Genomic DNA, 9,539 nt, shown 5'->3' with positions numbered 1-9,539 from the left:
GCACTGCTTACTTCCACGCTGATGGCTAATCTTTACGTGGGTGAGATTCGCACTCACTGGTTCTTACGCACTTATCTTGGCGCACCATAATAAAATCCTATTTTTTTATAAAATATAATAATGTAAAAGAATGGCTGTCTAACTTAATCCAAGACTTCTATAGAGTAGTGATAGAGAAAATTAATCTTTCAAAGAACAAAAGATTAATTATTGTCTCATTAATTTAAAATATAAAATATAAATTTATATGTCAAGATTGGAAATATGTCCGTTACTTTAATAATTGAATTAAATGAATTTATCCTGATATTTAGTTAATGAAAAATTTTTTTCGTTATAATAATTTTTAATAAAACTAGATAAATATAAAAATTCAAGTAATTTTATATTATTAGTTTGCGCAACAATATCATGTTTTGGGTTAATAATGAACTCAAAATAAAATCATTTAAAAATTAGCTACTTTTAACTTTTCTATTTTTATTATTTGCTGTTTATTAAATGTATATTTGTATTTATTCAGTATTTTTTAGATTTGATTTTTAATCAATATGTGAATTTTTATCTCTCAGTTATAAAATTCATTATAAAATAAGAGAAAATTTTAGACATTGTATAATTTCTGCTAATGTAAAATTTATTAAAGCCAAATTTTATGTTAAAATTATAATGACAGCATTTAAGAAGAATGAAATTTAACTTTCAAACAAGTTCAATACAGAATGTATAAAATACAATAATAAGTATCTTTGGCTAATTATTTTTAAAATAAAAACTTACTTTTTACTACAAATAATTGTCATTAAGCCAAAGCTAAAATACTTTTCAAATAAAAATATAGGAAAATATAAAATTTTATATAATAAAAAATGAGAAAAATATTTTTCTAAAGACTTTATTTCATTTTCAGATATATTCTTTTTTTCAATTTCACCCAACCACCAAAAAATATAAGCGTCTAATGTTCCATATTTTAATATTTTTTCTACTTTCCAGCCTGAATTTTCTAATAATAATTCAATAGACTTTGCAGAATAGATAACGCTATGGCGCGGAGTGTGAAACCCAGCCCAATTCTCTTTTTGAATTTTTCTAGATATGGAATTAAAATTTGGAACTTCAATAATTAATATAGAATCTTCTAAAGATAATTCATGCATTTTTTTAAGCAATTGTTTCGGATTAAAATGATGTTCTAAGCTATGCCACATTGTTATTAAATTAAATTTAGTTTTAAATTCAATTGTATTAAAATCACCTGAATACAAATTAATATTATCAAATATATTTTTATTTTTTATCCAACCATTATTTGAGAAATCAAATCCAAAACATTTCCAACCTGTTTTTTTTTCTAATTCATTCAAAAAGGAGGGATGCCCACAGCCAAAATCTAATATTCTTGTTTCTTTATTAAATTTTTTATTTAAATTTATTAAAAAGTTTGCACGTCTTTTATCTAACATCAATTGCCATTTTTTTACTAAAAAAGTATATTTTCCCCAAATATTCTCACTAGAATAGGGTAAATAATTTTCTCCATAAAACTCCACTAATTCTTCTTCTTGTGGAGGATCATATAAATATATAGAATCACAATTTAAACACTTATGAAATGAAAACACAGAATCATTATTTTGCATTTGTACTTTAGTAGAAACGAAAAATTCAGAATTAAAATTATCACAGATAGGGCATTTTTTGTTTTCATTCATAAATTAGGTTTCACAATTTTCAGGATATTTTTTAAACTGGTAATAGGTTTCATTTAAAAAATTTAATATTTTATGATTCATCACCTTTTTACTACCATTCGATAGATCTGGAAATTCAAAAATAGCATCGTATTTTAATAACTTTGAAATTTGATTATGTGTTTTATAATCTCCAGATGTTAAATTGAATCTTTCATAGGATTTATAATGCTTAAATAACTTACAAGTAAAATATACAATATCATCAACATGAATATAATTTAAAATATTTTCACCATACTTAACACGTTTTTTTTCATACCAGTTTTTAGGATATCTTTCAGGTCCAAGAATTCCAGAAAGATGCAAAATTAAAGCCCCTTTTTTTCTTAGTTCTTCTTCTACATAAATTCGGGGATCATCTAAATTTAATTTAGAATTTTCATCAATCTCCTCATTTTCTGTTTGACTTTTATATGCTGAGGTGGTCGATAAAATGATCACATTTTTATTTTTTAAATACTTATCAAAAAATGTTAAACAATTTTCTATTTCATTTTTATTTTGAACCACAGGAAAAGTCCATAATATTTGATCAAAAGAACTTATATTTTTCCAACTATCCTTATTTAAAAGGTCAAAATAAAAAAAATTGTCTGTATTTTCTTGTAATTTTCTGCTTGTCCAAACATTATTTGAATATTTTTTTAAATAAAAACCAGCAACGTAACCTAATCCTAATATAAGACATTTTTTATGTTCATCATTCATGAATAATATTGTTCCGTTAATAAAGATTAATATAGGAAAAAGTAGAAGGTAAATTAGCTAAAAGTGCGGGCATTTTTTCAGAACCAAGATCTTTTGCAACCAAACGACAAGTAATACGAGAGCTTAAAATAACACCAGGCAATCCAGCACCAGGTTGTGTATTTGCACCAACAAAATAAAGACCATCAATTTCTGGTGAAGAATTAGACGGACGAAATCCCGCACTTTGTAAAATCCAAGGTTCTAAACCAAAAGCGTTACCTAAGTGACTTCTTAACGTCGTATCAAAATCGGATGGAGTAAAAATGCTTTCTTCTACAATAGAAGATTTTAAACCTGGTAAAAATTTCTCTTCTAAAAAAGCTCTTACTTTATCAGCAATCACATTTTTATAGGAATCCCAATCTGTCTGACTTGCTAAATTTGCAACAGGGACAAGAGCATAAATAACTTCACCTCCCTTGGGAGCCAAACTCGGATCTGAGCGGGTAGGAATATGAATATAAACACTAAAATCTTCAAACTCTATTTTTTTAATAAAGATATCTTCTAATAATTCTTTGTAACGCGGCCCTAAAGCAATAGTGTGCTGGCACATTTCAGGCCATTGTTTATTTGTACCAAAGTACATTAAAAATGCAGACATACTTAAATCAGCTCTAGATAATTTACGAGATAATTTTTTAGGAAACGCATTCCCTTTTAAAACTGTTTTTACAAAACGATGCATATCCGCATTTACAAGTAATTTATTGGAAACTAATGTTTGATTAGAAGTTTCTACAACAAAATCTCCAGATAGGTTTTTTGAAACAGATTCTACTGGAGAGGATAAAAACGTAACACCACCTAATTCGCTAAATCTTTTATCAAAAGCCTGAGCAAGTTTATTCATTCCGCCAATGGGATGAAATACACCATAGGCTCTTTCTAATCGATTGATTAAACTATAAACAGCAGAGGCACGAAAAGGGTTCCCGCCAATTAATAACGGATGAAAACTTAAAAATTGTCTTACTTTTTCATTTTTAACAAATTTTGAGACCATAGAATATACAGGCCTGACAGCATTCAATTTTAATAGCTGTGGAGCAACGCCTAACATAGAATAAGGATTTGAAAAATTTTTATCCCCTAATTCAACAAAGCCTTTTTGAAATATTTTTTCTGCATGAGCAAAAAAAGCCTTCACACCTTCAACTTCTTCAGGACAAATTTTATTTATTTCATTTAAAAATTTATCTTGCGAATTATAGTGAGCTATATTTGTGCCATCGTGAAAAACAACATTATAATAAGGATCGACAGGAACAAACTTGCAATAATCTTCTCTATTCACTCCAGACATTTGAAAAATATCATCTATTAAAAAAGGAGCCGTTATAATGGAAGGCCCCCTATCAAATAGATATCCATTTTTATTTTCTACATAAGCTCTGCCACCAACTTTATCAAGAGCTTCTATAAGAGCAACAGAAAGTCCCATACTTTGTAAAGTTAACGCACTAGACAAACCACCAAAACCAGCACCAACAACAATAGCATCATATTTTTTCACGGTAATTCCTCTTTACTAATTAGTTTTGCTACTTTTAATGGATGAAAACCAATTACTACTTTTAAAAATATAATCATTTTTTTAAAATGAGATATAACAATTCTTTTCTTAAAAATAAAAGATTTATCTATTAATATTTTTCCAAGAATGGACCCATAAACAGCAACCATGAGTTTAACACAAAGACGAGCACGAAATGAAGGAATATATTTAATACCTTCTAATGACTCACAATAATATAATATGGCTATATTTGATAGATCTTTAATTATTTCTATTTTATTTTGTTTATTTATATCACTTGAAAAAAATTCTAAAGAATTTTCAATTTTGTGTTTTTGAAACAATGAAATTGGAATATAAACCCTTTTTTTTTCGAAATCTTCTTTTACATCCCTTAAAATATTTGTTATTTGCATAGCAGATCCTAGCTTTTCTGCTGCATTTAATGCAATAGGACTTTTTTGTGTTCTAAATATTTTAGACATCATAATGCCAACAACGCCTGCTACTCGATAACAATATAAATTAAAGTCGGAAATATTTAATGGCTGTGAAAAATTTTCATCCATTAATTGACCAGAGATAAGATCTTCAAAATATACCTTTTCTAAAGAAAGATTTTTTATTAACAAACGAGAATTCATAATAAAGTCTAAAGCTGAGTCATAATTAATTACAGAATATAAACTTAATGAAATATTTTTTATCAATTGAGGAATAAAATCATCCAATATTTCCATATCATCGGACCAAAAAATATTTAAGAGCTGGGTAGAAAATTTAGAACCACTTGCTTCAGGTATATTTAATAAAAAATTCTCATCTGTAGCATCATCTATTAGCCTACAAAGTGTATATATAAAATAAGAACTATTTCTCTGTTCTTTAGGTAACACTAGCGATGAAATATAAAATGACTTTCCATGATTCCAAGTTATTTTTTTGCATATTTTTGAAAAATTTAAATAAGAACTAATTTCTGATTCTTTTGAAATATTTTTTAGAATATGAATTTTTCTAGAATAAAGTAATTTTTGATTCCAATCATTCTTTATTCTCTTGGGGTTTAATACTTCTATAGTTGATAAAATATTATCAACAGATTTTGCTCTATAATAAAAGGGGGCGGATTCAATGGTTTTCTTAAATTGAATTTCATTAAATGCGATTGATTTTATTTTTTTAGGATAAGTAAGACCAAAAAAAGAGTTTGAGTTTTTTAATATTAATTCTTTATTTGATATTGAATGTATTTTTGAAGTTAATTCATTATTTATAAAACCAATATGAAACATTTTTTCAATACTCGGAAAAAAGTAATTAACTTCATATTCATTTTTATTTCTAGCATGCCACCAATACCAATTGTTTTTAATAGAATAAAGTGATTCAAAACCTGCATTATGATCAAAATATAGATTTGCATTTTCAAATTTATATAAATTTGTATTTCTTTTAGAAAGCTTAATACTTAAAGGAAAGTCATAAAAATTCGATTTTCTTTTACAGATATCCATTAAATCAAATTTAGGAGATAAATCAAATATTTTAATAAATCCATTTGCATTATTTTTATATGAAATAAATTGCCAAAAATGCTTTTTACTAGAACTCAAATCAAAATCTTTATTTACTTTAATGCAAGAAACATCTCTTGGGTATTCTATTGATAATTGAATATACCTCTTTAAAGAATGATCAGGAAACCAAAGCTCTAAAGTAGGAGTTTCTAAACGGAACCACTTTAATATTTTTTCATTAAATTCATTTTTTTCATTCCCTTCAAAAAAAGAATAACTATACCCTACAATTTTATTTTTATAATAGCATGTAAAATATATAGAGGAATTCTCAAAGTTATTTATATCTTTTAACTCAAAACAATCTTTCAACGAAAGAATTATAATAACATGTAAATCGTCTTTATTAATTTCTAAATAAAACCATTCATAAGATACATTATTTTTAATTTTTGAAAGAATTATTGGTTCCTGATTTTCAATTTTTGCAATTTCAGCGTCTTGAATTTCAAGTATTTTCATAAAGCATAATTTTCTTTTACTATAGATTTATTATATTTGAGGTGTATCATAGAAAATATTTTCTTTTTTATTTCATCAAATGGTTTTTCAATAATTTCAGATAAATACTCTCTAGAATCTTTATTAAAATGAATGGAATCTAATTGAATTGAATTTAAATGAAGAAGATACGACGCCTTATAAAAACACTTTTCAAAAGCATGGAATTTTTTTGCGTGATTTAAAAAATATTCTTTAAAACAATTATTAATTAATTCATTGTTCATTTGAATTTTTTCATCTTCATTTAAAATATCTAAAAAAGACAATACAACAGCACTTCTCATGCCTGAGTTTAAATCTTCATATAACTTGTCACGATTTAATTCGGGTATAAAATTCTTAATGTCATCAAATATTTGATATATAATTCCATAAATTTTAAATACGTTCTCAAGAATAATGATGTCATTTTTGTTGATATTCAACAATTTTTTAGCACAATCAAAAGCAAGTGAAATTAACTTAGAAGTTTTTAATTCTGCGCACCTTTCATAAAATTGCCATCTTTCATTTTCTGATAATAAAAAATGATGATAAGTGGTTTCGGTATTCTTACTGCTTAAATCTAATGCTTGACCAATATGGCAGTCAAACAAAGTATCCATTACGATAGATTTTAAATTTTGCGGAACATATTTAAGTGCCAAAAAATACATCCAATTTGCAGTATTTAATGCTTGTGGCATTCCATATTTTACATGCAGAGATTCTTGTCCTCTTCTTTCTTTGCTATCATCTTCAATATCGTCAACTACAAGACTCGCACTGTGAAGAATTTCAATTGTTATTGCGACTTTATTCATTTTTTCAAATATTTTTTTTTCACTTTGTTTTATATTAGATAATTTCTCTGAAAAATTTCCTTCCAAATAAAAATTTCTAAAAAGCCAATAGCATAACATTGGCCTAATTCTTTTTGCTTGTGTTGAAAAAGAACTACGTGCTGTTTGAATTAAATATTTTTGAAGAATAGCTTGAATATCTTTATTATCTTCATATAAGATTTCATATAATTCAGAATCTAAAAAGTAATTTAATTTATCCGAAAAATATTTTAAATCATTTAAATAAGGATCATTTATTAAATTATTCATATAATTTTTATCTCTTTTTTATAAAAGATCAATACTAAATGCAAACCAGCAACAAATAAACCCATTAAAATTACAGGATATAAAAAATATTTCATATATAAATCACTTGAAGTATTTTGTATGATATTACCACCTGTTATAAACCAGTCTTCCTTAGGTTTTGAAACAAGAATTAAAGTAGTATATATTGATCTTAACGCTGACATACCAAAATGCATTGAGTACTCAAGACTCGTCAAACCACCGATAGTCTTTCTACTTTTATTTTCTTCAAAAACATCCATATATTCAATAATTAAACTTATTAGAGTTAAAAAAACTCCAAACCATAAATATATTCCTTTAAATTCATCTAAAAATAAAAAATAAATAGACCAAGGAAAAAGAATAGAATTTAAAGTGTGCAATAAATGTTCTTTTCTAGAGTCTTTTCTTGCATACAATTTATATTTATATAAATGAAAATATAAACCATCAATTGATGCTACTATTAAAAATAATAATAAAAACAGACAAGACAATAATTTAAATTCAACTAACATTGCATTACCTACTGGCAAATTTTTTTAAAATATGATCTGCAATTCTTCTGGCAGATTTCATTACCATGGTAACACCAGCACCAGGATGAACACCAGCACCTACAAAGTATAAATTTTGAATATCTGTCAAACCTGAAAAATGAAAATTCATAGGCTGAAAGGATGAACAAGTAGCACTATATATTCCCCCATTAAGGCTATTTGCCCTAACCTCTAATTCGTTTGGAGTTATTACCTTAAATATTTTTCCTTTTAATTTGAGACCTAATCTGGTTCTGCAAATGTTTAAAATTTTCTCTGAGTATTTATTTATAAAATTTTCGTCCCACTTGACGTGAGCTAAAGTATTCGGAGCCATAGCAGAAATAAATAAAACACGAGATGAAACACTTTTATCTGTGGCGTGTGGCCAAACTAAATAAACACAGGGATCTTCTGGAATTTGATTTTTTTCACAGACTTCAATAAAGCTCTTCCTCCAGCTTTCAGGAAATATTTTAATATGATGATCAAGGACAATATCATCTTCTAAATCAAATAAAATCACAAATTGACTTTCAGATGGTCTATATTGGTTTTTTTCAAGTTTTGAATTAAATATTTTTCTGACTGAAGGGATTTCTAACCATGTCTTTGATGCTATAAAAGGATCGCTATTAGATATGATAACGTCATATCTACAATCATGAACTTTTTGATCTTTTTCATAAGTTAATTTAAAGTTATTTCCTTGTTTTATCTTATCAATTAATTTAACAGATAATACTTTAGAATTAAAATGAAACTGCGTATTATAATCCAAAGCAGCATTATACAAATGCTGCGCAATGGAATACACACCGCCTTTAGGAAATACTATTTCAGAAATTAACTCTACATGTGCAACGCTTAATATTCCACCTTGAGCTTCATCTGGATTCATTCCAACGTAACTTGCAAAATGATAAAAAAATTCTCTCAAATTTGAATTGGATAACAAAGAATCTACAACTTTTGAATAGGGAGTTAATGTAACTTTAGGGTATTTTAAAAATAATCCAGAAGATAAAGACTTCAGCCCAAGTTGAAAATAGGATGGAGGATCAACATGAAAAATATGATCTTCAGCAAATTCATAAATAGAAGAAGAAATTTTCATAACTTCCTCAAATTGCCTTGAAATATTTTGATCTATTTTATGAAAAAAAGAAACAAGTTGATTTAAACCTATTGGCAATGACCAATCCGTTTGATCACTAAAAAGCAATCTACAGCCTGTGAGCAAAGGAATTAATTCTGGAGGATTTTTTTTTAATATTTTAAAAATTTGATAAATTTCATTGGGCAATGAAATTAAAGTCGGGCCTGTATCCCAAGAGATACCATCTTCATTTGTGTAACGAAACATTTTTCCACCATATGTTTCAGCAGATTCAAAGACATCTATTTTAAACCCTTCTTTAGAAAGAAGTGATGCTATTGATAAGCCACCTACACCAGATCCAATGATTGCTACTTTAATAATTCTTCCCCTAATATAATTAAATCATTTCATATTCAAGGTTTTTCAGATACCATAAATTCAGAATATCATCAACTTTTTCAATGAATTTATTATGAAATATATTTAAATTATCAATAAAGCTTACCACTTTATATTTTCTTATATCATTTTTACAATATATTATATTTGAATATCAACTTATGATCTTCCCCCAATTTTATAGACACAATTAACCGACCTTTTTCATTGGTCTAGTTATTTCAAATATAACTGGAGACAGATATCCATTCGACGAATGCTTTCTAACACG

Annotated in this window: 7 protein-coding genes; all 7 read right to left on the bottom strand. The window is 26.5% G+C overall.

The window, feature by feature from the left end; all coding sequences use genetic code 11:
• Nucleotides 1-776: 776 nt before the first annotated feature.
• The 7 genes from ACIQ56_RS10530 to ACIQ56_RS10500 are packed head-to-tail and all read right to left on the bottom strand — an operon-like array spanning nt 777 to nt 9,232.
• A complete protein-coding gene (locus ACIQ56_RS10530) occupies nt 777-1,715 on the bottom strand; it encodes a class I SAM-dependent methyltransferase (RefSeq protein WP_397601018.1) in 939 nt (312 codons plus the stop codon).
• A gap of 3 nt (nt 1,716-1,718) precedes the next feature.
• Entirely contained in the window at nt 1,719-2,465 is a 747-nt protein-coding gene (locus ACIQ56_RS10525; protein WP_397601017.1) for a hypothetical protein, read from the bottom strand.
• 16 nt (nt 2,466-2,481) lie between these two features.
• Entirely contained in the window at nt 2,482-4,023 is a 1,542-nt protein-coding gene (crtI, locus tag ACIQ56_RS10520) for a phytoene desaturase family protein (protein ID WP_397601016.1), read from the bottom strand.
• Nucleotides 4,020-6,068: a squalene/phytoene synthase family protein gene (locus ACIQ56_RS10515; protein ID WP_397601015.1), complete on the bottom strand. Its 2,049-nt coding sequence runs from the start codon at nt 6,066-6,068 to the stop codon at nt 4,020-4,022. Before ACIQ56_RS10515 ends, crtI begins: the two co-directional genes overlap by 4 nt.
• Entirely contained in the window at nt 6,065-7,204 is a 1,140-nt protein-coding gene (locus ACIQ56_RS10510) for a polyprenyl synthetase family protein (protein ID WP_397601014.1), read from the bottom strand. The genes ACIQ56_RS10515 and ACIQ56_RS10510 overlap by 4 nt, the downstream gene beginning before the upstream one ends.
• Nucleotides 7,201-7,746, bottom strand: coding sequence for a hypothetical protein (locus ACIQ56_RS10505; RefSeq protein ID WP_397601013.1), 546 nt, complete (start codon nt 7,744-7,746; stop codon nt 7,201-7,203). The genes ACIQ56_RS10510 and ACIQ56_RS10505 overlap by 4 nt, the downstream gene beginning before the upstream one ends.
• A 4-nt stretch (nt 7,747-7,750) precedes the next feature.
• On the bottom strand, nt 7,751-9,232 hold the full coding sequence (locus tag ACIQ56_RS10500; RefSeq protein ID WP_397601019.1) for a phytoene desaturase family protein: 1,482 nt from the start codon (nt 9,230-9,232) through the stop codon (nt 7,751-7,753).
• Nucleotides 9,233-9,539 lie beyond the last annotated feature (307 nt).

It is taken from the genome of Silvanigrella sp., from assembly GCF_044369315.1.
Classification (GTDB): domain Bacteria; phylum Bdellovibrionota_B; class Oligoflexia; order Silvanigrellales; family Silvanigrellaceae; genus Silvanigrella.
Note: the sequence above shows the minus strand (reverse complement) of the source record. Positions and strands in the feature narration are given on the sequence as shown.